Source organism: Marinobacter iranensis, from assembly GCF_029207565.1.
GTDB classification, from domain to species: Bacteria; Pseudomonadota; Gammaproteobacteria; order Pseudomonadales; family Oleiphilaceae; genus Marinobacter; species Marinobacter iranensis.
In genome coordinates, this window is sequence record NZ_JANCMW010000003.1 from 249,396 (window position 1) to 272,875 (window position 23,480).

The window sequence follows — 23,480 nt, forward strand, 5'->3', positions numbered from 1 at the left end:
CTTGCTGCTTCTTGTTGGTGTTACTCGGGCTTTCGACAACCAGCCTGTTGAAACACGATTAATTCCGGAACGGCCACAGGCGGAAGAACCGGCGGATGCGATGCCATATTTCCGCGAGGCCATGGGGTTCAAAGATCAGGAAGCCCACAATCAGGGCGCCGAAGATAATCTCCAGCATCGGCGACATGAACACCGGGGCGTCCGGGTAAAAAGGGGTCAGGGCGGCAGTGAGCAGCTTCAGGGCTTCCGGCACCAGCGTCATGAAAGCAGCACCGAGTATGCCGCCCAGCAGGTTACCCATGCCGCCGACAATTACCGCAGCCAGATAGAAAATCGACATCGACAGCGGGAAGCTCTCCGGCGTCACCACCCGGAAAAAATAGGCGAACAGGCCGCCGGCCACCCCCGCGTAGAAGGAGCTGAGCGCGAAGGACATCAGCTTGTAGCGCAGCAGGTTAATGCCCAGAATCTCGGCGGAAATATCCCGGTCCCGGATGGCAATAAAGGCACGACCAATGCGAGTCCGGAATACATTGCGGGCGGCAAACACCATCAGTACCGCCAGCGGCACGATGATGAAATACATCATGAAGTCACTCTGGAAGGTCCACCCGAACAGGTGCGCCGGCTCCAGGCTCAGGCCGCCCATGCCGCCGGTGACCGACTCCCATTCGGCAAAGATAAAATGCAGGAACACACTGGCGGCCAGGGTGGCGATCGCCAGGTACAACCCCTTGACCCGCAGCGAGGGCAGGCCCACCAGAATGCCTACCGCGGCGGCCATCAGCCCGGCCAGTAACAGGGTGACCGGAAACGGCAGGCCGGTATTGAGCGACAGCCAGGCCACGGTGTAGGCGCCGACGCCCATAAAGCCGGCCTGCCCCAGGGAAATCAGGCCGGTAAAGCCAGTCAGGATGTTCAGGCCGGTGGTGCTGATCACTGCGATACCGACCAGGCAACCCAGGTACAGCAGGTAGGAATCTGCCAGGAACGGAAACAGCAGTAGAATCAACAGGAACAGTCCGAACCACAGTTTCTGGGTACCACTCGTCCAGATTGCCTCATCGGCCTCGTAACTCTGTTTTGCGTCACCGATGCGCATCTTACACTCGCTCTATTTCGTGGGTGCCAAACAGGCCATAGGGGCGTATCACCAGAATCACGGCCAGCACCAGGAAGGTCGCCGGCATCCGGTATTCGCCCCCCAGGTACGCGCCGGCGACAGTTTCCAGCCAGCCAATGAAAACACCGGCTATCAGGGCACCGAGAATGCTGTCCAGGCCGCCAACAATCACCACCACCAGAACACTCAACCCGATAATCCCGAACTGGGGGCTGAGGCCACCGGTGGCTGCTACCAGTACACCGGCCAGTGACGCCGCCAGTGAACCGAACACCCAGGCCATGTTGAACACCCGGCGCACATTGATGCCCATGGAATAGGCGGCGGCCTGATCCGAGGCCGTCGCTCTCAACGCGACGCCACCCCTGGAGAAACGGAAATACAGCAGATAAATGATCAGCAGGGCAGCACCGATCAGGAAACCATAGGCAATTTTAGGAGCGAGATAGAGCGGGCCGATAAACACCGGTTCCCGGGGCAGGAAGCTGGGCAGCAACTGGGGGTTGGCAGTCCAGATAAACTCCACCAGACCGACCAGGATACTGGCGATACCGATGGTCACCATCACCACCGAGATCGGCGATTCACCCAGCATCGGCCGGATCATGGTCTTCTCGATTACCCCGCCCAGGAGGCTGCCGCCAATCACCGCCAGCGGCAGCGCGATCCAGGCAGAGAGTTCCATGCCGCCGGCAAAGGCCAGAAACAGGTAGGCGGCAAACATCATGATTTCGCCGATGGCAAAATTGATCACCCGGGTGGCCTTGTAGATGATCACAAAGCCCAGGGCGATAAGCGCGTACAGCCCACCCATGGCCAGCCCGGCCAGACTGATTTCGCCGAAGAACAGCCAATCCATCAGGCGGCCTCCCCTTCCGGATTGAGCTTTTTGCGCAGGCTTTCGATGTCGCTGTTGCCCAGGTAGGCCTTGATCACCTCGTGGTTTTTCTGAACATCGGCTGGCAGGCCCTCGGTAATGACCTGGCCAAAGTTGAGTACCGCAATGTGATCAGAAATATCCATGACCATGCCCATGTCGTGTTCCACCATCAGCACGGTAATGCCCCACTCTTCCCGGATATCCAGAATAAAGCGGGCCATGTCTTCCTTTTCCTCCCGGTTCATACCCGCCACCGGTTCATCCAGCATCAGCACTTTCGGTTGCATGGCCAGTGCCCGAGCCAGCTCCACCCGCTTCTGCAATCCGTAGGAGAGACTCACTACCGGTTGGCGACGGATGTGGTCGATTTCCAGGAAGTCGATGATCCGTTGCTCCACATCCTTGCGAACGGCCATTTCCTCGCGACGGGCCGGGCCAAAATAGGCCAGCGCGCTCATCAGGCCGCTTTTCATGTGAACGTGGGCGCCGAGCTTGATGTTGTCGAGAACGGTCATGCCCCGGAACAAGGCGATATTCTGGAAAGTTCGAGCCAGGCCCAGCGCAGCCCGTCGCGGCGGTTTGATACCACTTGAAAGCACCTGGCCCTCATAGCTGATCGTGCCCCGCTGGGGTTTGTAGAAACCGGAAATGCAGTTGAAAAGTGACGTCTTACCGGCACCGTTCGGGCCAATAATGGTGGTAACGGTGTTTTCGGGCACGCGGAAACTGACATCCTGCAGGGCCTTCACACCACCAAAAGACAGAGACAGGTTGCTGATCTCTAGGATGCTCACATTACCTCCCGGCACCCCTGGCGCCGGGTACACAGACATGCGAACACGCCTTGCCGTTACCCACCCCACGCCTGAAGATGATTGTAATTTTTGTTATTTCTTGTCGCCGGGGTTAACCCCCCGATCCAGAATAAAAGTAGTCCATCCAGGCAACATTAGCCAAACCCCTCTATCCTGTTACCTGACAAACAACAAAAATGAATACGCAGGGCACACACCTTCAGACCTGCCAGAATCACAGGGCACTCATCCATGACAGACAAGCTGGTGAACACCACATTTGACAAAGAAGCTGGCGTGGCAACACTGACCTTCAACCGGCCAGAAGCCCTGAACGCCGTCAATGTACCTCTGGCGGAAGCCTTTCTTGCCGCAGTCCGGGAACTGAAGGGCCTGACAGGTTTACGGTGCGTGGTTCTCACCGGTGCGGGGCGTGCCTTTATGGCGGGCGGCGACGTATCCAGCATGGCCGGCACCCCGGAACAAGCCGGCAATGCCATCAACGCCATTCTGGATGCGGTCAATCCGGCCATCCTTATATTACGCAGCCTGGACGCCCCGGTGATCGCAGCAGTAAAGGGAGTCGCCGCCGGCGCGGGCCTGAGCCTGGCACTGATGGCAGACCTGGTGGTGGCCCGGGAAGACGCAAAGTTTCTGGTGGCCTATAACGGCCTTGGCGCCGTACCAGACTGCGGCGGCAGCTGGTTCCTGGCGCACAAGATCGGCGCCGGCCGGGCGGCGGAGCTGATGCTGCTGGGACGAACCCTCAGCGCGGCGGAAGCGAAAGACTGGGGCATGATCACCGAGTTCGCTCCGGAGAAGGAGTATGAAAACCTGCTGAAGGGGATCATCGGAAAAGTTGCCAGGGGGCCAACCCGGGCCTTTGGCGCGTTCCGCCAGCTTACCGACCGGGCCAACGGCGATCAGCTAGCCGCCCACCTGGAAGCAGAGCGCGCGGCATTTCTGGAAATGACCCGCACGGAGGATTTTGCCGAGGGAGTCTCAGCGTTTCTGGCCAAGCGGCCTGCACAGTTCCAGGGGCGGTAAGAGGTGTTGGCAACCATCCGCGCTAATCGACGTAACTGAGGGTCAGGAGATGACACCCCGCTCCCTGAGCGCCTTGATCTGCCCGGGAGAAAGGCCCGCCACTTGTTGCAAAACCCGCTCCGACTGCTCACCCAGCAGCGGCGGCGCCGCGCGGTAGGTTACCGGTGTCAGTTTCAGTTTGATCGGATTTCCGACCGTTGGCACCTCGCCCAGATCAGGATGGGTTACGGTCTGCTTCATCCCCCGCGCGCGAACCTGAGGGTCGTCGAATACTTCGTCGAGCGTGTTCACTGGTCCGCAGGGCACTCCTGAACGTTCCAGAATATCGACCCACTCCCGGGTGGACCGCATCACCGTGGCCTGCCGCAGCCTGGGAATCAGTTCTTTGCGGTTGGCCACCCGGGCGCGGTTTGTCACAAAGCGCTCATCGCTCGCCCACTCCGCATGCCCGAGCACGTCACACAGCCTGGCAAACTGATGATCATTGCCGATCGTCAGCACCATATTGCCGTCCGCCGTAGGGAAATCCTGATACGGAACGATGTTGGGGTGGGCATTCCCCATCCTGACCGGTGCCTTGCCCGTAGTCAGGTAATTCATCGCCTGGTTCGCCAGGCAGGCCACCTGCACGTCCAGCAGTGCAGCCTCCACATACTGACCCTCCCCGGTCCGGTCCCGGTGGCTGAGTGCGGCGAGCACACCAATGGTGGCGTAAAGCCCGGTCATGATGTCCGTCAGTGCCACACCTGCCTTCATCGGCCCTGCGCCCGGCTCGCCGTCCGGTTGACCGGTGATGCTCATCAGCCCGCCCATTGCCTGGATCAGGAAATCATAGCCGGGACGGTTCGCGTAGGGACCATCCTGGCCAAACCCGGTAATCGAGCAGTAGATGAGTTTCGGGTTGATGCGCTTCAGGCTGTCGTAATCCAGGCCATAGCGTTTGAGGCCGCCGACCTTGAAATTTTCCAGTACCACATCCGATTCGGCCACCAGCTTACGGACCAGTTCCTGGCCCTCCGGATGGGCGATATCAACCGCCAGGGACTGCTTGTTCCGGTTGGCGCTCAGAAAGTAGGCGGAGAGTTCGGCGCTGCCATTAGCCCCCTGAAGATAGGGCGGCCCCCAAGAGCGGGTGTCATCACCAGTTCCCGGACGCTCGATTTTAATAACCTCCGCTCCCAGATCCCCGAGGATCTGGCCGGCCCATGGGCCGGCCAGTACCCTGGAAAGATCAAGGACACGCAAATGAGACAGGGAGCCTGACATCCGTTTCTCCTTGCAGGCGGGTTCCTGGCGAATCAAAGAAGATAGCTTTCAATCACATCTCTGACAAACGCCGCATAGTCGTCAACGGCAACATTCTGGTCTGACTCAGGTCGTCAATCAACTCACCAATCTGCTGTACGATAACCGGTGCCAGGCCTTCATTGGTCTTGTCCAGCAGTAGCAGCCTGGGCTGAATCATCCCACTGGCAATAACCGTTGCACCGGCCTCAAGCAGGCACCGGGCTACAGTGGCCCTTGCCGCAACACCTGGCGCACGTTGCTGTCGTCCGCCCCCACCCTGCGGCACTCGGTAACCGTTAGCGTTTTCTCTTCACTAGATCTTGTTTGCAGAACCACCTGAACACACTGAACGTGCACGGTTTCCTTGCCCATATTCACCAGCAGGCAAAGGGCATCGGGGTTCTCGTTCTGAGCGTGATGAATAACCAGATAGGGGGGGGTATTAGCCCTGAGGCTCCCCAAGGCCTACAGCCCCATACAAGAATGCCCGTTGTCCACAACGATCTCAGCCCCGGTCATGGCCTTGCTGGCATCCGAAACCAACAGCAACAACGGACCATCAAGATCTTCAAACTGGCAGAAACGCCGATTGGGGATACGCTTCCTCAATCGCTCCCCTACATCGCTCGCCAGCAAATCCTGGTTTATCTCGGTTACAACATAACCCGGAGCAAGCGCGTTCACCCGGATATCATGCCTTGCCAGCTCTAGAGCCATTGACCGAGTCAGGTGTGAAAGCCCTGCCTTGGCTGCGGAATAGGGCCCTACCCCGCCGCCCACGCGATTCCCGAGGATGGACGTTATATTAACGATATTACCCCCCGTCCCGGCATCCACCATTCGACGAGCCGCTTCCTGGGCCACTATCCATGCCCCTTTGAGGTTGGTGTCGAGAATGTTATCCCAATCACCATCATCGTAGTTAAGCACGGATTTGGTATCACTCACCCCTGCATTGTTCACAACAACATCTACGCCACCCCACAAATCCTGGAGGTGATCCAGAGCTGCTGACACGGAATCCCGCGACGTGACATCCAGTGAAACGGCATCGGCCTGGCCACCGGACTCCGTTATTTCAGCAACCAGCCCCTCCAGGCGCTCAACCCTGCGGGCTCCGACCACTACCCGCGCTCCCGACGCGGCGAGTGTTCGCGCAAAGTGGTGCCCCAGGCCGCTGGAGGCGCCGGTAACAAGAACCTTCTTATTGTTCAACTGGAAACCAACCTGAGAGTCGACTGTCATAGCGCACCTACCCGATCATTACGCACCATGATTTTCTTGGCCAGACTCATTCTGTGCACTTCATTGGGGCCATCGTAAATCCTGAATCCACGGGCATCTCGGAATATCCGCTCGACGATACTTTCGCCGGATACACCCTGCCCACCGAGGACCTGGACACATCGATCTATCACCCGCCAGATGCCTTCGGAACTGATAACCTTTGTCATACTTGACTCAACGTTTCCGCGGCCGCCCTGGTCGAGTACCCAGGCGCAGTGGAGGATCGAAAGCCGGGTGGTCAACATGTCCATCTCATTGTCGGCAAGCATAAAACCCACGCCCTGGTGATCGCCCAGAAGCTTGCCAAATGACTCCCTGGTGCGGGCATACTGGCAGGCTTCATCGTGTGCCCGGCGGGCAGCACCCAGCCAGCGCATGCAATGAGTCAGCCGTGCAGGCGCAAGCCTGACTTGCGCATAACGAAACCCCTTTCCGACCTCGCCCAACATATCAACTGCCGGAACACGAAGGTTCTCAAGACGCACAACGCAATGCCCCCCGGTAAAACATGAATCCATGGAGTCCATCATGCGCTCAACCACAAAACCCGGACGGTCAGTATCCGTGAGGAACATTGTTGCATTACCGTCTTCGGTCTTGGCCATGACAATAGCAAAGCCAGCCCCATCCGCTCCGGTTATAAACCATTTGAGGCCGTTGATAATGTAATCGTCACCATCCCTCACTGCCGTTGTATTCAACATGAAGGGGTCAGAGCCAGCACCGGGAGCTGGTTCCGTCATTGCAAAACAGGAGCGTGACAAACCTCTTGCCAGCGGCTGCAACCAGCGCTGTTTTTGAGCTTCAGAGGCGACAATCTCCATCAGGTGGATATTGCCTTCATCAGGTGCATGAATATTCAGGGCAGTGGGCCCCAACGGCGAATATCCAGCCTCCTCAAAAATGATGGCCTTTGCGACATGTGAGAGCCCCATCCCTCCCATTTCAACAGACGCATGTGGCGTAAGCAGCCCGCTCTGGCGTGCCTTTTCAATCAACTCGTCGCGCAACTCCTCACTCGGGCCATGAGGAGTTTGCCTTGGATCACCTTCCATAGGCACGACCTCATCCAGCACAAAACGACGAACCCGCAATTGCAGTTCCGCGAGTTCTTCAGTCAAATCAAAGTTCATGTCAAAGTCCCGATTATTGGGTTAAAAATTAACGCCGGCATGGGCCCTACAACCGTCGCTTTTCACTGCTTTGCAGCTTCTGTTCTGTTATCCGGGCCCCTTCTTGCAATCCACGAGTTTCGGGTTACAGAGCTCCAGTTCCCCTTTAGTAATGGCTCGCAGCGCCTCCAGCAGGGCGTTGCGGTTAGGACCATGCTCATCGTATAAGCCGCTACGGATTGCTTGGGAGAGCGACTTCCTCATCTCCGCTGCATCCAAGCATCCATGCTTTCTGTTGACCAAACCCGATAGAACATCGTACTCGGCTTCCTCAATACTCCGGCCCTTGCCGCACTCTCTGGAGGAAATCGCCATGGCTCTGGCAATCATCCGCACATCGTATTCAAGGTCTTTCGGTACCGCAGGCAATATTCGTGAAAGCAAAGTCTCACTGGCTACCGTTAACAACTCGTTGGCATCTGGCGAGTTCATTCCACCCCCTCTGTCAGCTCGAGAATTTCCAGCTCCAACTCAGGTACCATTCGACCGGTCAGGGCCAGTTCCAGAGAGCGCTGCTGGCCCGAGAGATGACGCTCTGACTGCTGAACCGCCACAATGGCCCAGCGCACATGTGCCATAACCTGCCAATACCTTAGCTCTGCTGAAGACAGGTCCTTGGAACTGACCGTTGCGTACCCCTCCATAAAGTCAGCCAGCTCACCTATACCACCTGCCTCGGGGTTCCCACGACCAAAGCGCCAGCATTTCGCTGTAAACCAGCCGATGTCTTCGCGCCAATCCCCCCAGCCGGTGAATTCCCAGTCCAATATGCCGGACAACCGGCCTTCATCAACCATGAAATTACCGGTACGGAAATCCCTGTGGATCAGGCAGGAAGCGACGGGCTCAGGCTTGTTGATCAGCAGCCATCGTAATCCCCATTCAATAACCGGGAAGTGTCTCCCCAAAGCATCCAGGAAGCCCAGGTACTGCTGGATAGAAGCCATCGCGGGATCTGGCACCGGCTCGGGCAGAAAATCCAGATCCTTTTGCGGGGGCCGGACCTGATGTATCAAGGCCAAGTTACGACCCAGTTCCCAACACAACTTTGGCCGGTCGGGAACCAGACGCGAGTCTCTCACAAGGCGATGGCCGGCTGCCGTGCCGCCAATTGCCTGCATAACAAAAAACTCGCGCCCTATGATGCCCCTATCCCGGCACAACCAAAGCGGCTCCGGCACGTTAACGCCCGCTTTATGCACGACATTGAGAACAGCGTATTCGTCTGACCTGGACATACTGACATCCACGGCTGACAGGGAGTCGGTTCTCAGGACCCATTGGTGCTCACCTGACCACGAGCCGCCTGTCACCGACACATTAAGCAACCAGTTTTCCTGAATGGCTCCGCCGGACAACAGACGCATTGAACGAATCACCAGCCCTCCACCACCGAGCTTATTGGACAGGTAGCGGGTCACTGCCGGGCGAAAACGTTCCAGATCATCCGCATGGACTTCACTTGCCGGACCTTTGCTTGTTAACGCCATTAAAAACTTCTCTTTTGCCAAAAATGAAGACTGGAACACTATTAGGCAAAAACAACGCCAATCATTAACGTTCAGATAAAATAATAATAATTTCTTTTATAACAAACCGTTAAATTTCCATTTGAAAGCTGTCCGGTAATATGAGCAAATATAGAAACTCAAAATTGAAACAACAATGTTTCACTTATGGAACACCTCTAAAGGCGCCCTCCATGACAAGTCAAAGCTACCGCCCGCGCATCGTTGCGTTAATAAGCCATCTGAGTTTCTCGGGACACCCCAGCAAGCTGGCACAAACCGTAGAAGAAATCCTGCCCCGTTACGCCAGCCATGCAGACGTTGATGTTGTAGAGAGCACTATTGCAGATCTCCTGCCTACAGCTCAGCGACTCGAACAAGAACAGAACGTTGACATTTTTATCTGCTCGGGCGCCTCTGCCGAGTTCCTTCGCAAGAACATATCAACAACCGTGCTGTCGATTCGTATGGGGGAATACGACTTGATCAGGGCCCTGAACCTGGCAAAGGACCGCGGAACCAAAGCAGGCATCCTCAGCCACATCCGCCCCCATTCAGAACTGAAAGAAATGGCGTCGCTTTTCACCGTTGAGATATACGAGGCAGTGTACTCATCCTTCGAAGACGCACGTCAGAAAGTTCAGGAGCTTGTCAGTGCCGGCTATCGCGTTATCGTGGGCTCGCCGACAGCAGTAGAGCTTGCGGAGGAAGCCGGTGCGGAAGGCGTCTCTGTGATCAATGCAGATGCGGTAAGACGAACCCTGGACGACGCTATTGCTATCTGCCGCAGCCGGGTACACGAAAAGCTCAAGCACCAGCGTATAAACACGGTACTGCAACATCTTACCGAAGGCGTTATTGCGCTCGACCTCCAGGGGCATGTTCAATCGATAAACCCGAGCATGAGCCAGATGCTCAATATCAGCGAAAAAGAGGTTATCAACCAGAGTTCGCGATTCACGTTTCCTGACATGGACATCGAACGCGTACTCAGGACCGGGGTCGGCGAGGACAACCTTCTTGTGAAGTTCGGCAATCGCAGGTTAGCCGCCAGCATCATGCCGATCTTCGAGGCAGGTCAAGTGGATGGTGCCATTATCGTCTGCCAAGAAATCAATGCCATACAACGCGCCGAACGACACATCCGCTCCCAGGCGCGCCCTCGGCACTTCATTGCAAAGTATGAATTCAGCCAACTTTTGGGTAGCAGCGAAGCATTCAGGCAGGCCATTGATCTGGCAAAGCTCTATGCCACCACTACCTCAACGGTTCTTATTACCGGAGAAAGCGGTACCGGCAAGGAGTTGATCGCCCAGAGCATCCACAACGCCAGCAGCCGTCGCCAGGCACCGTTTGTAGCAATCAACTGCGCCTCATTTCCTGAGACATTGCTTGAAAGTGAGCTGTTCGGTTACGAGGAAGGAGCCTTTACCGGCACGAAAAAGGGTGGCAAAAGCGGCCTCTTTGAAGCCGGCCATACAGGTACCATCTTTCTCGACGAAATAGGCGACATGCCGGTTCCGCTGCAGACACGACTACTTCGCGTGCTCCAGGAGCGGGAAGTACTAAGGCTCGGTGCATCCGAACCGACCCCGATTGATATACGGGTTATCGCGGCCACTCACCATAACCTGTCATCAAGGATAGAAGATGGCCTGTTCCGGGAAGACCTTTTCTATCGCCTCAACATCCTCAGAATTGCCGTCCCTCCGCTCAGACAGCGGATTGAGGATATTCCGTCCATTTCCAATGCAATTCTGGCGAACCTTGCACACCAGGACCCTGCGAAGCAGAGCAAGACCAGAGAGCTCATCAACGAATTAATGCCCCGCCTACTGGCCCATCGGTGGATGGGTAACATCAGGGAGCTGGAGAACATAGTCGAGCGTGCCTATCTCTCCGCCTATATGGTAGAGCATGGACAAGGTACGCCCCTGGAAACTCTCTTCCCTGAACTTTTCCCCGCCACCCACAAGCCCGACATCACTCCTGAACCACCCGGCAAGAATCTTCAGGCACTGGGAAAAGCCGCGGAAATCGCACACATCAGGCAAACACTGGAAGAGTTCGGGGGTGATATGACCAGGACCGCGCAACACCTCGGCATTAGCCGGTCCACACTCTGGCGCCGGCTACGCAAGGAAGGCTGAACTTACCAGCAATGCAAACAGGACACGCACGAACCAGAATTTGAAACATGGGTTTCAAATATGAAACGACTGCCACCCTCTCGACATCAACGCAAATCTTCAACTCATTGAATTTAAAAACAACAACCCCAGCCCGAAGGCCTTGGCACACCCCTTGCTGAACCCCTCCGAAAACGGTAACTGCCATTCTTCAGCGGTGCAGGCCTTTCTGGCGCCGCGAACTCCCCGCAGTCACCAAAACAATATCAAGCAAATCCGGAGGCCAACGTTGCAAGGCTTAATGATGGATGCGGACCTGAGCATCACCACAATAATGCGGCACGCCGAAACCGTTGCACGTGACATTGAAATAGTGTCCCGGATGAGTGATGGCTCAATCCACCGATACACTTATGGAGAGGCTTTCCAGCGCACGCGACAATTGGCAAACGCCCTGGACGAACTAAACCTGTCATCCAGCGCCCGTGTCGGAACCCTCGCCTGGAACGACTTCAGACACTTCGAACTGCATTACGCCATCCCCTGTTCGGGCCGTGTATGCCACACCATCAACCCGAAACTGTTCCTGGATCAGATACGCTTCATCGTCAACGACGCCGAAAACGAAGCCCTGTTTATTGATCCTCAGTTCATTCCTGTCATTGAGTCCATCCAGGCTGAAGTTCCCTCAGTGAAACACTGGATCGCACTGTGCGGCGAAGCGGAGATACCGGAAAGCACTTTACCGGGACTACGCAGCTATGAGGCCTTGATTGGGTCGCAATCCAACGTCTATTCCTGGCCAGATCTTGACGAAAAAAGGGCAAGCGGCCTCTGTTACACATCAGGTACAACCGGCAATCCAAAAGGTGTGCTGGGCTGTCATCGCAGCATCGTACTCCATGGCATGGCGCAGAACATGGCAAGCGCCGTGGGATTGACAGCGGAAGATGTGGTAATGCCTCTTGTGCCCATGTTTCACGTCAACGCTTGGGGAATGCCCTACAACGCACCGATGGCAGGAGCCAAACTGGTACTTCCGGGCCCGCACGTTAGCGACGCCGGCAGCATGGTCGAGCTTATCAATAATGAACAGGTCACCTTTTCCCTGGCGGTACCAACGCTCTGGAACAGTCTGAGCAGCTACCTGAACAGCACGGGCGCCTCTGTACCTTCATTGAAGCGAGGCGTCATCGGTGGCGCTGCCGGCGCCATCCGGCTCTACCAGGATCTTGAGCGTCATGGCGTTACCCTCGAAAACGGCTGGGGTATGACCGAACTCAGCCCAATGGGTAGCTACAACCGTTACCTGCCTCAGCATACACACCTGAGCGAAGCAGACCTTTCCGTACAGCGTCTTAAATCAGGTCGCCCATTGTTTGGCATGCAAATGCGCATCGTTGATGAGGACGGCAACACGTTGCCAAACGACGGCGAGACCACCGGCGTCCTCGAAGTGCGAGCGCCCTGGGCATGCAGCTCCTACTACGGGCGCGACGACCACCATCACTGGTTCAACACCGGTGATGTCGCCACGATAGACAGCAACGGTTATATGCAGATCACCGACCGCGTAAAGGATGTCATCAAATCCGGCGGTGAATGGATCAGTTCCATCGAAATCGAGAACGCCATCATGTCGCATCCGGGTGTGCGGGAAGCAGTGGTCATCGGCGTTTATCACCAGCACTGGAACGAGCGACCTCTGCTCATCGTTGTAGCCGAAGACAGCCACCCGGACCTGAGCGGCGACGAATTACTGGATTTCCTCCGGGAGAGGATTCCCAAGTGGTGGATGCCAAACGCCTGCGACGTCGTGGCGGAATTACCACACACGGCTACAGGGAAAGTCAGCAAGAAGACCCTGCGTGAAAGCTACTCAAACTACCGCTGGCCCGCCAGCTGACAAAAACCATCCAATATGCCAATGGCTGAAGGAGGATAACAATCACATTTCACTAGCCACAAAAACTCAACAAAACGCGAATAGTTACATCATCCAAAGCTGATCTGGAGCTCCAAATGCAAAACAACAAACTCAGAACTGCCATCCAGGCATCCATCGCCGCCACTATCCTGGGCGCATCGGTACAGGCCAATGCAATAAGCCTGAATACGGAAACGGTCGACGCGTCCATTTATGGATATGCCCGACTGAACGCCTCTTACGACATTAATGAAGACATTTCGAATTCCGCCAGGACAGGCTCATTCGCTCGCTTGGGCGGGGCAGATGAGGAATCCGAGGGTCACTTCGGAGCCGACGCCTACCAGAGCCGTATCGGTATGAAGGTCGCGATGAACTCCGGACTCAAGGTTACGGTTGAGGGCGACTTCCGGGGTTCCGGTGGCGGCTCGCTACGCCTGCGCCATGCCTTCGGTGAATACAAAGGCATCCTGATGGGCCAGACCTGGTCCAACTACATGAGTTTCTATGGCATCACCCCGGGCCTGGACTTCGATGGCCACCCCGGACTTTCTGGCTTGCAGGGGCGCGTAGCCCAGGCCCGTTACACAACTGGCAACCTGTCGGTGTCGTTGGAAGATCCCCTCACATCGGTGGTGGATAACACCAATGTACGCCAGGGCATGCCAACGTTTACGGCTCGCTATGAAGAGACCAAGGGCGCACTGTCCTACGCACTGGGCGGCCTTGCTCACCAGGTGGCGATTGATGACGGCACCACCGACGAATCCGCCATTGGCTTCGCTTCGTTCGTTGCTGCAAACCTCGCGGTCACCGACAACCTGACACTTCAGGGCACCATCAACTACAGCGACGGCGCCAACCTCTACCTGTACCGGTCTGGTGACAACTTCGGCGCTGAAGACGCCTACCTGGATGGCGGTGACCTGAACACCATTGCCGGCTATGCAGGAACCATTGGCGCATCACTGGATGTTGGCAACGGTCGCAGCGTAAACCTCGCCTATGGAGTGGCGACCGTTGACTGGGACGATGCCGAAAGTGACCTTGGCACAGCCGCTGTCGGCGACAAGAGCGAGACCAACCAGAAGGCCATGATCAACTATCAGTGGTCGCCGGTTGCCAACGTTATGATGGGTGTTGAGTACGCCTACTACCAGCGTGAAAACGTCGACAGCGAGAAATCCGATGCCAACCGACTGATGTTTGCCGCTCAATACAACTTCTAGAATTCTCAGGGCAACATCATGTTGCTTTGCTTTACGGCGCAGCCCCCAAAGCTGCGTCGTCTTTTTATCTATCTAGAAAAGTCGGAAAACGATCAGAGGGGAATTGAGGAAAGCTGCCCTGGTATGCAGTCATAACCACACACCAGGGAAAGAGCGGATCAGAGTTCGGATTCGCGTGGCAGGTATTTTTCTTCAAGCACACCAATGGATTCCATTCCCATATCCTTCACAATCGCCGTATGAGGTGAACGTACAGCCTCCAGTGCCTCCGCTGATCCCGCACGCCCCAACTGGGCCATCACCTGGCCGACCGCATGATGAACCGCCGTAACCGGAACCAGGGCGAAATGGACGATACTGGCCCCTGTAGCCGCCAGATCTTCCTTAGACAGACCTTCCAGCCACCCCACAACAACCAGCGATACCGGGCACCCTACTGCGTCTACGAATCGCCTGATATCTGCTTTATCTGAAAACAGGCGTGAAATTGGCTGTACAAGATCAGCACCGGCTTCCCGATAGGCCTTGGCGCGGCTGACAGCTTCATCAAACTCAACAGCATCGGTTCGGGCAATAAGCAGGGTCTCCAGATTCCTACGATTCTCCGCAGCTGCACGGATCTTACCAACCGCTTCCGCTTTCGGAATAATCACGTTGGTTGTGTCGACACACACCGGACAACGCTTTGGGCTGACCTGGTCCTCGATAATGACCCCCTGGACACCGGCACGCTCGAACTCATGCAGGGACTTGATAACGTTTACGGCATTGCCATAACCCGTATCCATGTCTGCAATAACCGGCTTGCCGGACACATAGCAGATGCGCTCAACCGCCTGAACATTTTCCGTCCGCGAGTACATTTCCACGTCCGGCAACCCTAACTGTTGCGCTGAAATTGCAAAGCCACTGGTGAGGATTGCATCGATCCCTTCCGTAACCGACGCCAGCCGGGCGCTCATCGCATCTCCGACACCTACGGAAACCACCGGCCTGGAACCAGCATTTGCCAGTAACTCGCGGATATTGGTTTTACTGCTTGCGTTAAACATAGTCTTGCCTCCGATGTTTGATTAAACAGGCCAGTATTTTTCGACGCACTGCAATGCAATTCCGAATGACCCAACCGTGCGCAGCTTAAACCAGCTGCAGTTCACCTTTTATCGTTTCCTGGTCTTTCAAATAAGTAATCCATACTCCCGAGTTAAAGAGGTTTTTCGCAAGGATGAAGGCCAATTCCAAAGCCATCCCGGCAAACGCAAAAGGTACGAGGAAGTAAACCGGGTATTTCGGGTACATGCTGCCGCCCGCCGAGAACTCGTGGCCGGAAGCCGCACCGTCGGCCGCGTACTGAAAAGAGAAAAACGCCACAATTGCCATGAGCGTCAGCTCGAACAGCATTACGATACAGTGGAGAGGTTTTTGCACTCTGGGCGGCAACCGATCGAACACCATTGGAATCCGGGGGCAGACACCCTGGGAAAAGGCATAGAACAACACCGGCAACACTGCGAGGGGCATAAGGTAAAAGGTGACGATTTCGTAAAAGCCCGAAATAGAGTTGCCCGTCACGTTCCGTGAAACCACATCAAGGGTTATCCCGCCAATCATCAGGAACAACGCAATACCACTGGCGGCCAGACCCACCACTTTTATGTAGCCAAAGACCTTGTACAGAACATCAAGTATTCTCATCATTCACCCCCTTATCGAGTAGCCGTTGAAGGAAGCCAGGTGGCCAATTCCGGGAATGCGATCATCGAACCACAAACAACAACCGCAACAGCGACTGCCATTTTTGTTGCGGGATTGAATATCCTGCCAGCCGGAACCCCGCTGGTGCCGGCAGCGGCGTATACGCTCAAACCAACGGGTGGCGTGATCAACCCGAGCGTACAAATGACAGAGATGAAGACACCAAACCACAAGACATCAATCTGGGCCTGCTCAATGACTGGCAACACAACGGGAAGTGCCATCAGGATAACGGCGGTACCCTCAATGAACATGAAGAGCAGGAAAAACGCCACGGCAAGTATCATCAGGATGATCGACGGATACTGAATCAGGAATTCGATCAATGACAAAATCCGGCGGGGCAACAAGGAAAAAGACACGAACCGGCCGAAAATTGCTGCTCCGATCAGGATCAGAATGATCATTCCGGTGACAACTGCGGTATCCCTGACCGAAGATGCAATGAAGGATCGATCCACTTTACCCAGCACCAGGGCTGTCACGAACGCTCCCAATGCACCAATCGCCCCAGCTTCGGTCGGCGTAACGAACCCGAGATAGATACCACCGAAAATAAGAGAAAACATGAATATCCCGACAGCCAACACCGTCAACATGCGACGCCAGCCCAGTTGAACACCTGATGAATGTGGCAAGTCATTGCCAGAAAGTGCAGGGTTTTTCCGGTGCATCACAATAACGCAGCCGACAAATACCAGCATGGTCAAAACGCCGGGAATCATGGCCGCCATGAACAGGTCGCTGATGGGTGTTTCAGTAATAACACCATAGAGAATCAAGATGATACTGGGAGGAATTATCCCAGATAATGAGCCACTCGCCGCGGCAATTGCCCCGGCCAGGTCACTCTTGAAGCCATAGCTGCGAAGCTCAGGCACAGCCACACTTCCCAGGGAGGCCGCGGTGGCCGCCCCAGAACCAGAAACAGCACCCAGAAAGCCGCCGATTACCACAGTCATTGAACCGAGGACAGTCGGCTTTCCTCTGGACATCTTGTAAACCATGACAAAGGCATCCTGAACCACCCCGGACTTCAGGATGAACTGCGCCATAATCACGTACAGTGGAATCGTGGTCAGCGCATAACTCGCAACCTGGCCGAATGGATCAGATCGAAGGAACGCTGTCGCTATACTGAAGTCCTGGATGAAGACAAGGCCCAGCACGCCTATTCCCAACAGAATAGAGTGAATATGCAAACCCATCGCCATCAGGAACAGAAAAGCACACAGGATGCTTAAGAGAAATAATGGATCACTCATCCGCCTTGCAGCTCCTTAACCCTATATAACGACGCAGTGCTCCCCCATCGGGGAAGCACTGCGTCACTTTCTCATGAGATATTAAAGGTCGTGTATCGCCTCAGGCACATCACCACCCTGCTCAATCACGATATCCCGCCACAGGCGAGCCAGCTTTTTACCCGGCAGGCCGTTTTCCTCAAGCATGTCGATGTAATCAAACCAGGTCTGCTCCATACCTGACATCAGATGCTCTTCCACTTCGGGAGGCAGATCATGCACGGAAACGAACTCAGCACCGTCCTTTTGCGTGTCACGAATAATAGACTTCCTGCGATCCACCCAAACCTGAGCACCTTTTCCAACCTGTTCCCCGGCAGCATCCAACATAATCTGCTGCAGATCCTCGGGAATCTCATTCCACTGTTTCTGCGTCATGGCCATTGCCGAGGCAAAGTGACCGAGGTTGACGTCTGTTACCGTGTATTTGAACAGTTCGTCAAACCCGTAACCCGTCCAGTCTGAAATAAACAGGAAGCTGCCATCCAACGCACCGCGGCTCAACGCATCGAACAAATCGAATGTCGGCATGGTGATCGAGTTGATACCGACATTCTCCGCGTACATTTCGTGGATTCGCGAAGGCGTGCGGAGAGTGACGCTCTTAACGTCGTCAACCGTTTCAAAACGATGCCCGGTGGTGGAAATGGAATACTCCTCAGAAATGGTAATAGGGATAGCCACAAGTCCATTTGCGCCATACTCCAGCTCAGAGAAGGTCTTTCCATCCATCAGCGGTACGTCACTCTCGATCAACGCCTTCAACGCCATGCTGCCAATCTTGGGGCTGGATTTTGCCAAAGGCAGCATTGGCACTTCGGACATCGGAAATGCTGAAGGGTCGTATGTCGGCAACAAAGGCGCTGCAATCTGGACGATCCCCTGCTTCAGCGCATCCGGCTCGTTGGTGGCCTTGACCAATTCCCCCGACAGAAACGGCGTAAACGTGATTCGCCCGTCACTTCTCTTCTCAACCTCTTCCATCCAGGGCTTGAAAAACCCCTGCCATTGACCATGACTGGCACTGAGGGCAGACGTCACACGGAAATTAAAACTCTCCTGAGCCATGACAGCCCCGGACACCAAACTTGTTGCCAATACGGCACCTGTCGCTACCTGACGAATAGACCGGAACATAGAACACCTCTCCAACTTTTTGTTTTGAAAATTATCTGCCTGCTACCTGGGTGTAGCGAGTTTCCCTTGCAGCACACGACGCACAACGGCTCAACGAAAACCCGCACAACTGTTCTAAAACTTTGATCATTAATTTATCGCATGTCAATATTTTTCTAGAATAGAATCCTATATTTTTGCCAAAAACGCCTCAACAGCCTCAAAACCTAACGCAAACCTGACCTTTCGTTTAATTATAAGGATCAATCCCCAATAAATTCTAAAGTATTTTACAAACACTTGTTCTACTATTAGGCTTTGCAGAATAAGAAAGCAAGCCTTGGCGAACAATCCGGCTACAAGCGCCAGGCATAGCCACGGAGATCGAGCATGCTGGAACCAGAACTGGATGGGGACATCCCCTTGAACACCACAGAAGATGACAGCGTACGCAGGCAAGACCGCAGCGAAGTCACCAAACAACGCATTCTTGACGCCTCAGAGCGGCTGTTCGCAACAAGAAGCTTCGCATCGGTGTCACTGAGGGAAATTGCCAAGGCAGCAGAGGTAGGTGTTGCCACCGTCAACTATCACCTTGGCAGCAAGGACGATCTCCTGAAAGCCGTTTTCCTTAGGCGTGCCATAGAGCTCAACAGGGAACGGGTTGCACTACTTTCCGAAGCTGAAACCCTGGCCGAAGGACAAGCAGTGCCTCTCAGGGGCATACTGAGAGCCCTGCTCCTTCCTGGAATTCGCTGGTCTTTTGATCCGGGTGGCAGAGGCCTGTTCATTCAGTTCATGATTCGCTGCCAGCTCGACCCGTCTTCCCCCCTTTACGAGCTCTTTTATCGGGATGTACGCCACCTGCAGCGGTTTGTTCCTCATTTCAAGCAAACACTGCCGGAGCTGACAGAAGCAGACATTCACTGGCGAATGCATTTCACGCTTGGCGCCATGCACTACACCATCACTGACCTCAGCCGGCTGGATCAGGTCAGCAGCGGCCTCTGCAACACCTCCGATATGGAAGAGACCGTTAGCAGAATCGTTAACTTTTGCGAAGGGGCTTTTCGTTTTGCCCCTTTTAATCCTCCTCTCCCCCAGGAAAGGCTTTAGGAGTCCGCTATTATGAGTCAGACAATTGCAGAGAAGATTTTTTCCCGCATCGCCGGACAAAAGGTATCAGCCGGCACGGAGCGTCTGTTCCCACCAGATCTTATAACCGCCTATGACTACCCCGGTTACATTGACAAGTATGAGACCCAGATGGCCGACGAACTCGGCATCACCAAAGTAAACCATCCTGAAAAGTTCATCCTTTTCATTGACCACCTGTACCCGGCCGGAAACCCCAAGGCGCAGCAGATCCACGAGATCACACGCCGGTTCGCCAGGAACTATGGTTTCAAGCTGTATGAAGGCGACGGTATCGGGCACCAGGTAATATCCGAGAAAGGCCACGTTCATCCGGGAATGTTTGTTACCCATTTCGACGGTCATATCAGCACCATCGGCGCACTCGGTGCTATTGGTATCGGCATACGCAACAGCATGATCGAGGCCTTCGCCACTGAAGAAGTCTCGCTGGTTGTTCCTTCCTCGGTTCGCATTAATCTGGAAGGCAAACTGCAGCGCGGCGTTACCGCACGCGATGTGTTCCACTGGATTGTTCGTAAAATTGGCCCCGACGGTTGCCGGCAGGCCGTCATTGAGTATGGCGGGAAGGGTCTTGGCAGCCTGGAAATGGATGAGCGGTTTACCCTGTGCAATCTGGCAATGTTCCTCGGCGGCATTTCCGCAGTGATGGAAACTGATGAGAAAACCCATGCCTACCTCCGGCAGACCACGGGGCAGGAGCATCCGCCTATGGCGCCTGATCCCGGTGCCCGGTATGAAAAGGAAGTGACCATCAACCTGTCGGAGGTGGAGCCGGTACTGGTTGCGCCGCCCTCGCCAGCCAATACCATTCCTATCAGCGAAGCCCTGGGCGTTCGCATTGACTCAGGCTATATAGGGTCTTGTGCCAGTGGTCGCATCAAAGACTTCGAGCAGGCAGTGGAAATCCTGGAAGGTCGGCGGGTTGCCGAGGGCTTTCGTCTGAATGCCGTGCCCACGACTACCGCAATCCAGGCCCAGATGAGTGAACTGGGGCTCACCCCTAAGCTGATCAGGTCGGGAGCCCAGGTCCACGTCTCCACCTGCGATTTCTGCATTGGCCAGATGGGTGCCCTCACCGAAGGGGAACGCTCAGTATCAACCGGCACACTCAATATTCCAGGGCGCATGGGGAGTAATCGCGCGGAGATCTATACCGCAAGCCCCTACACCATTGCCGCCACGGCAGTGCACGGAAAAATTGTCGATCCACGTACGATGCTTTAATGCTTTGAGGTAACCGTCATGCTTCCAACTATTCGCGGCAGAGTTGCCTGGGTATTTCAGGAACCGAATTTCGACATTGACCTGATTGTTGGTGTCGACCACATGAAAACGCAGGAAATCGATATATTGAAGTCGGTCTGTATGACCAGTTACGACGCCCGCTTTCCCGACGAAGTCCAGCCTGGCGACGTGATTGTCGGTGGTGCAAATTTCGGCTACGGACACCCACACTATCCATCCTGTCGGGCACTGCGGGCACTTGGTGTCAGCGCAATCATTGCCGAATCCTTCTCACCCGGGTTCTATCGCGGGGAGTCGTCAAATGGTTTTCCTCTCATTGAGTGCCCGAACGTTTCAACGACGGTTAAAAGATGGCAGACAGTAGCTTTCGACTGGGACAATGAGACCCTGACCATAGCCGAGACTGGAGAAAAACTTGCTTGCCAGAAGGTGCCCCAGAAAAGCAAGGATCTGATACTGACGGACGGCATCATCGGCTACCTGAAGCAAGTGAGGCTGAGCAAACAGTAGCGACCAGATGAATCCGGGAAGGGCATCATCGTTGAGGAAGGCAAGGGCTTCCCCTTCCGGATTCACCTCTGACTACCCCCCAACAAAAACTCCGACAATGCTGAATTATACCGCCTCGCATCCTCAATATAGGGAGCATGCCCCAGCCCACTAAGCTCCAGGTGACGTACATCCGGTATTGTTTCCAGTAGCGGTTCTGCTTTTTTCAGCGGTGCCACCCTGTCCTGGTCACAGGTAATGACCAGTGTGGGCGCCTGAATCTTCGCCAGCTCCGGCGTCAGATCCTCCGTCTGGATCGCCCAGGCGGCATTGGCGACACCCTCTGATCTGGATTCAGCGGCAATCCTTGCCACCTTCCTGAACACCTCTTCGCTGGTCCCTTCCGGCAACATACCTTTCGCCCGCCGTTCACCGTAAACCTCGGGCGGCAAATCCCTGAGTTCTTCCAGGCGCCGCCGGTATCGTTCGTTGGCACCGCCGCTCTGGCCCAGGCCATGCCCGGGATGGGTGCAAGACAACACCAGACGTTTGACCAGCCCAGGTTCGAGCACTGACATCTTCATGGCCACTAGCCCGCCCATGGAGTGACCAACCACGTTAACTGACCCCGGCCATACCCTCCTGGCGAACTCGATGGCCACCCGGGCCAGGGCCTCGACGGTTGTCCCCGCCGCATCCGACTTGCCGTAGCCGGGTGCGTCCCAGGCGACCATGTTCATCCTGGGCGCAAGCTCACTGAGCTGATCCTGCCAACTGGAGGCGTTGCCGTTCAATCCATGGAGGAAGAGGACCGGCTCGCCCTCACCACTTTCAAGAAAGCTGACCCAACCGTGTCCCAGGTTGGCCCCGAATCGCGGAGCCGATGTTTCAGCACTGCGTGCATCGTTCATGTGTGAACTCACTCTTTGTAACGTGTCTCTTGGATCACTCAGTCCATGTCCGCAAACGGGTCGTCTTCCGCTCCGGAACCCTGGAGTAACTCGTTTTTTTGCCGTGATTCACCGCTTTCGTCACCGTCGGAATCGTCATCCAACGGGAACAGCGCACGTTCCTTCTCGCCCGCCAACAGGTAGCGTGCGCCAGCCACCGACATCTTCTGGCCGCTGTGACCTACTCCGTAGACCGTTTCCAGTTCCCAGTTGAATTCCGTACCCAGTTCTTCCGCCTTGGCCTTGTTCGCGGCGTAGAAGTTCTTGCCTTTTTCCAGGCGATGGGCACCCTGGGCGATGGCGATATCCAGCTTGCTGAGCAGTCGGTGGGAGGGGTCGTTGTCGGCGGTGCCGAGCATGATGACCAGGTGGTGCGCGTAGGAGGGCTTGAGGTCTTCTTCCTCAACGCCGGTATTCTTGAGCCCGTAGCGCAATGGCAGACTCCAGTCCGGGAAGGTGTATGTGCCGGAGTTGGCCGCAACAGCGGTGCCAATTCGGGCCTGCGGGTACAGCATCACCATGCGGGTGACGAACTGGGCACCGCTGCCGTGGCCCCAGATGTCGTATTCGGTGGCCTCAAGGGCGAAGGCATCCCGCAGCTTGTCGAACGCCCGCTCCAGGGCGGCGAAGGAGGACTGCTCCGGCGGATTGCGCTGGCCCTTGGTTTCGTCCACGGAGGAAGAATCCGGAGTTACCCAGTTGCCGGTCTGGTAACCCCAGCCGGTTGGGAAATCCTCTTCCGATATCTCGGGAGCGACAATCAGCACGTCGTACTCGTTGGCGTAAGCGCCCCAGAAATCCCGGTACACATCCGCATCACGGCGCCCACCGTGCATCACCATGACTACCGGGGTATCGGCGGTCAGTTCGTCCGGGCGTGTGTACCACAGCCGCATATCCACCGGCTTTTCCGGGGTGCCGGCCTCCACCACAATCGAGCTGTAGCGCTCAAAGGTTTCCGGGTCGAAAATGTCGGATTCGCTGTCTTCCGAATAGGCGACAGGTTCCGTTGTCACTGTCTGACAGCCCGTCAGCAGCGAGAAAAGCGCGGCTAAAAAAATGGCGATCATCTTCATGGCG

Annotated in this window: 23 protein-coding genes; 7 read left to right on the plus strand and 16 right to left on the minus strand. The window is 55.6% G+C overall.

The genetic code is table 11. The features are described from left to right. Positions 1-58: 58 nt before the first annotated feature. Genes NLU14_RS07600 through NLU14_RS07610 form a run of 3 tightly spaced genes read right to left on the minus strand, consistent with a single transcriptional unit; the run spans position 59 to position 2,797 of the window. Complete coding sequence (locus tag NLU14_RS07600; protein WP_275705611.1) at positions 59-1,102, minus strand: branched-chain amino acid ABC transporter permease; 1,044 nt, start codon at positions 1,100-1,102, stop codon at positions 59-61. Position 1,103: 1 nt separating this feature from the next. After that, on the minus strand, positions 1,104-1,982 hold the full coding sequence (locus NLU14_RS07605; RefSeq protein WP_275705612.1) for a branched-chain amino acid ABC transporter permease: 879 nt from the start codon (positions 1,980-1,982) through the stop codon (positions 1,104-1,106). Then, positions 1,982-2,797, minus strand: coding sequence for an ABC transporter ATP-binding protein (locus tag NLU14_RS07610; RefSeq protein WP_275705613.1), 816 nt, complete (start codon positions 2,795-2,797; stop codon positions 1,982-1,984). Before NLU14_RS07610 ends, NLU14_RS07605 begins: the two co-directional genes overlap by 1 nt. 252 nt (positions 2,798-3,049) lie before the next feature. Here NLU14_RS07610 and NLU14_RS07615 point away from each other — a divergent pair, with 252 nt between their 5' ends. Then, positions 3,050-3,844, plus strand: coding sequence for an enoyl-CoA hydratase-related protein (locus NLU14_RS07615; protein ID WP_275705614.1), 795 nt, complete (start codon positions 3,050-3,052; stop codon positions 3,842-3,844). A gap of 42 nt (positions 3,845-3,886) precedes the next feature. On the opposite strand, the gene NLU14_RS07620 is transcribed toward NLU14_RS07615, so the two are convergent. From NLU14_RS07620 to NLU14_RS07650, 7 genes are all read right to left on the minus strand, one after another. Further along, positions 3,887-5,110, minus strand: a complete 1,224-nt coding sequence (locus tag NLU14_RS07620; RefSeq protein WP_275705615.1) for a CaiB/BaiF CoA transferase family protein — start codon at positions 5,108-5,110, stop codon at positions 3,887-3,889. Positions 5,111-5,162: 52 nt separating this feature from the next. Further along, positions 5,163-5,309 (minus strand): hypothetical protein, encoded by a 147-nt coding sequence (locus NLU14_RS07625; RefSeq protein ID WP_275705616.1) that lies wholly within the window; start codon positions 5,307-5,309, stop codon positions 5,163-5,165. A gap of 44 nt (positions 5,310-5,353) precedes the next feature. Continuing rightward, the gene (locus NLU14_RS07630) at positions 5,354-5,593 is read right to left on the minus strand and encodes a hypothetical protein (RefSeq protein WP_275705617.1); all 240 of its coding nucleotides are present in this window, start codon (positions 5,591-5,593) and stop codon (positions 5,354-5,356) included. 3 nt (positions 5,594-5,596) lie between these two features. After that, positions 5,597-6,376 carry an SDR family NAD(P)-dependent oxidoreductase gene (locus NLU14_RS07635; RefSeq protein ID WP_275705618.1) on the minus strand — a complete coding sequence of 260 codons (780 nt, stop codon included), beginning with the start codon at positions 6,374-6,376 and terminating at the stop codon, positions 5,597-5,599. After that, the gene (locus NLU14_RS07640; RefSeq protein WP_275705619.1) at positions 6,373-7,551 is read right to left on the minus strand and encodes an acyl-CoA dehydrogenase family protein; all 1,179 of its coding nucleotides are present in this window, start codon (positions 7,549-7,551) and stop codon (positions 6,373-6,375) included. Before NLU14_RS07640 ends, NLU14_RS07635 begins: the two co-directional genes overlap by 4 nt. 87 nt (positions 7,552-7,638) lie before the next feature. Continuing rightward, positions 7,639-8,022 (minus strand): DUF6285 domain-containing protein, encoded by a 384-nt coding sequence (locus NLU14_RS07645; RefSeq protein WP_275705620.1) that lies wholly within the window; start codon positions 8,020-8,022, stop codon positions 7,639-7,641. Next, positions 8,019-9,080 carry a phosphotransferase family protein gene (locus NLU14_RS07650; RefSeq protein WP_275705621.1) on the minus strand — a complete coding sequence of 354 codons (1,062 nt, stop codon included), beginning with the start codon at positions 9,078-9,080 and terminating at the stop codon, positions 8,019-8,021. The genes NLU14_RS07645 and NLU14_RS07650 overlap by 4 nt, the downstream gene beginning before the upstream one ends. Positions 9,081-9,292: 212 nt before the next feature. On the opposite strand from NLU14_RS07650, the gene NLU14_RS07655 reads away from it, so the two are divergent. From NLU14_RS07655 to NLU14_RS07665, 3 genes are all read left to right on the plus strand, one after another. Then, positions 9,293-11,248, plus strand: coding sequence for a sigma 54-interacting transcriptional regulator (locus NLU14_RS07655; RefSeq protein WP_275705622.1), 1,956 nt, complete (start codon positions 9,293-9,295; stop codon positions 11,246-11,248). A gap of 268 nt (positions 11,249-11,516) precedes the next feature. Next, positions 11,517-13,133, plus strand: a complete 1,617-nt coding sequence (locus NLU14_RS07660) for a long-chain fatty acid--CoA ligase (RefSeq protein ID WP_275705623.1) — start codon at positions 11,517-11,519, stop codon at positions 13,131-13,133. Positions 13,134-13,249: 116 nt separating this feature from the next. Then, positions 13,250-14,383 carry a DcaP family trimeric outer membrane transporter gene (locus tag NLU14_RS07665; protein WP_275705624.1) on the plus strand — a complete coding sequence of 378 codons (1,134 nt, stop codon included), beginning with the start codon at positions 13,250-13,252 and terminating at the stop codon, positions 14,381-14,383. Positions 14,384-14,541: 158 nt separating this feature from the next. On the opposite strand, the gene NLU14_RS07670 is transcribed toward NLU14_RS07665, so the two are convergent. The 4 genes from NLU14_RS07670 to dctP all read right to left on the minus strand — a co-directional run bounded on the left by NLU14_RS07670 (position 14,542) and on the right by dctP (position 18,579). Continuing rightward, positions 14,542-15,435, minus strand: coding sequence for an isocitrate lyase/PEP mutase family protein (locus NLU14_RS07670; RefSeq protein WP_275705625.1), 894 nt, complete (start codon positions 15,433-15,435; stop codon positions 14,542-14,544). Between the two features lie 85 nt (positions 15,436-15,520). After that, positions 15,521-16,081 (minus strand): TRAP transporter small permease, encoded by a 561-nt coding sequence (locus NLU14_RS07675; RefSeq protein ID WP_275705626.1) that lies wholly within the window; start codon positions 16,079-16,081, stop codon positions 15,521-15,523. Between the two features lie 8 nt (positions 16,082-16,089). Further along, a complete protein-coding gene (locus NLU14_RS07680; RefSeq protein ID WP_275705627.1) occupies positions 16,090-17,403 on the minus strand; it encodes a TRAP transporter large permease in 1,314 nt (437 codons plus the stop codon). An 81-nt stretch (positions 17,404-17,484) separates the two neighbouring features. Then, positions 17,485-18,579, minus strand: a complete 1,095-nt coding sequence (gene dctP, locus NLU14_RS07685) for a TRAP transporter substrate-binding protein DctP (RefSeq protein WP_275705628.1) — start codon at positions 18,577-18,579, stop codon at positions 17,485-17,487. A 369-nt stretch (positions 18,580-18,948) separates the two neighbouring features. Between dctP and NLU14_RS07690 the strand changes: the two genes are divergently transcribed. Genes NLU14_RS07690 through NLU14_RS07700 form a run of 3 tightly spaced genes read left to right on the plus strand, consistent with a single transcriptional unit; the run spans position 18,949 to position 21,471 of the window. After that, a complete protein-coding gene (locus NLU14_RS07690; RefSeq protein ID WP_275705630.1) occupies positions 18,949-19,674 on the plus strand; it encodes a TetR/AcrR family transcriptional regulator in 726 nt (241 codons plus the stop codon). A gap of 12 nt (positions 19,675-19,686) precedes the next feature. Next, positions 19,687-20,940, plus strand: coding sequence for a 3-isopropylmalate dehydratase large subunit (locus NLU14_RS07695; protein WP_275705631.1), 1,254 nt, complete (start codon positions 19,687-19,689; stop codon positions 20,938-20,940). An 18-nt stretch (positions 20,941-20,958) separates the two neighbouring features. Continuing rightward, complete coding sequence (locus NLU14_RS07700; protein WP_275705632.1) at positions 20,959-21,471, plus strand: 3-isopropylmalate dehydratase small subunit; 513 nt, start codon at positions 20,959-20,961, stop codon at positions 21,469-21,471. Positions 21,472-21,533: 62 nt separating this feature from the next. Here NLU14_RS07700 and NLU14_RS07705 read toward each other — a convergent pair whose 3' ends face one another. Together NLU14_RS07705 and NLU14_RS07710 are read right to left on the minus strand one after the other, a co-directional pair. Continuing rightward, positions 21,534-22,361 (minus strand): alpha/beta fold hydrolase, encoded by an 828-nt coding sequence (locus NLU14_RS07705; RefSeq protein ID WP_275705633.1) that lies wholly within the window; start codon positions 22,359-22,361, stop codon positions 21,534-21,536. A gap of 38 nt (positions 22,362-22,399) precedes the next feature. Then, positions 22,400-23,476, minus strand: coding sequence for an alpha/beta hydrolase family protein (locus NLU14_RS07710; RefSeq protein ID WP_275705634.1), 1,077 nt, complete (start codon positions 23,474-23,476; stop codon positions 22,400-22,402). Positions 23,477-23,480 lie beyond the last annotated feature (4 nt).

Excerpts from the sequence above, each read along its gene's own strand:
- NLU14_RS07705 (WP_275705633.1), bottom strand. The coding sequence starts at position 22,361 with ATGAACGATGCACGCAGTGCTGAAACATCGGCTCCGCGATTCGGGGCC.
- NLU14_RS07680 (WP_275705627.1), bottom strand. The coding sequence starts at position 17,403 with ATGAGTGATCCATTATTTCTCTTAAGCATCCTGTGTGCTTTTCTGTTC.
- NLU14_RS07600 (WP_275705611.1), bottom strand. The coding sequence starts at position 1,102 with ATGCGCATCGGTGACGCAAAACAGAGTTACGAGGCCGATGAGGCAATC.
- dctP (WP_275705628.1), bottom strand. The coding sequence starts at position 18,579 with ATGTTCCGGTCTATTCGTCAGGTAGCGACAGGTGCCGTATTGGCAACA.
- NLU14_RS07625 (WP_275705616.1), bottom strand. The coding sequence starts at position 5,309 with ATGATTCAGCCCAGGCTGCTACTGCTGGACAAGACCAATGAAGGCCTG.
- NLU14_RS07620 (WP_275705615.1), bottom strand. The coding sequence starts at position 5,110 with ATGTCAGGCTCCCTGTCTCATTTGCGTGTCCTTGATCTTTCCAGGGTA.
- NLU14_RS07650 (WP_275705621.1), bottom strand. The coding sequence starts at position 9,080 with ATGGCGTTAACAAGCAAAGGTCCGGCAAGTGAAGTCCATGCGGATGAT.
- NLU14_RS07710 (WP_275705634.1), bottom strand. The coding sequence starts at position 23,476 with ATGAAGATGATCGCCATTTTTTTAGCCGCGCTTTTCTCGCTGCTGACG.
- NLU14_RS07665 (WP_275705624.1), top strand. The coding sequence starts at position 13,250 with ATGCAAAACAACAAACTCAGAACTGCCATCCAGGCATCCATCGCCGCC.
- NLU14_RS07690 (WP_275705630.1), top strand. The coding sequence starts at position 18,949 with ATGCTGGAACCAGAACTGGATGGGGACATCCCCTTGAACACCACAGAA.
- NLU14_RS07655 (WP_275705622.1), top strand. The coding sequence starts at position 9,293 with ATGACAAGTCAAAGCTACCGCCCGCGCATCGTTGCGTTAATAAGCCAT.
- NLU14_RS07695 (WP_275705631.1), top strand. The coding sequence starts at position 19,687 with ATGAGTCAGACAATTGCAGAGAAGATTTTTTCCCGCATCGCCGGACAA.
- NLU14_RS07635 (WP_275705618.1), bottom strand. The coding sequence starts at position 6,376 with ATGACAGTCGACTCTCAGGTTGGTTTCCAGTTGAACAATAAGAAGGTT.
- NLU14_RS07700 (WP_275705632.1), top strand. The coding sequence starts at position 20,959 with ATGCTTCCAACTATTCGCGGCAGAGTTGCCTGGGTATTTCAGGAACCG.
- NLU14_RS07670 (WP_275705625.1), bottom strand. The coding sequence starts at position 15,435 with ATGTTTAACGCAAGCAGTAAAACCAATATCCGCGAGTTACTGGCAAAT.
- NLU14_RS07605 (WP_275705612.1), bottom strand. The coding sequence starts at position 1,982 with ATGGATTGGCTGTTCTTCGGCGAAATCAGTCTGGCCGGGCTGGCCATG.
- NLU14_RS07640 (WP_275705619.1), bottom strand. The coding sequence starts at position 7,551 with ATGAACTTTGATTTGACTGAAGAACTCGCGGAACTGCAATTGCGGGTT.
- NLU14_RS07645 (WP_275705620.1), bottom strand. The coding sequence starts at position 8,022 with ATGAACTCGCCAGATGCCAACGAGTTGTTAACGGTAGCCAGTGAGACT.
- NLU14_RS07615 (WP_275705614.1), top strand. The coding sequence starts at position 3,050 with ATGACAGACAAGCTGGTGAACACCACATTTGACAAAGAAGCTGGCGTG.
- NLU14_RS07675 (WP_275705626.1), bottom strand. The coding sequence starts at position 16,081 with ATGATGAGAATACTTGATGTTCTGTACAAGGTCTTTGGCTACATAAAA.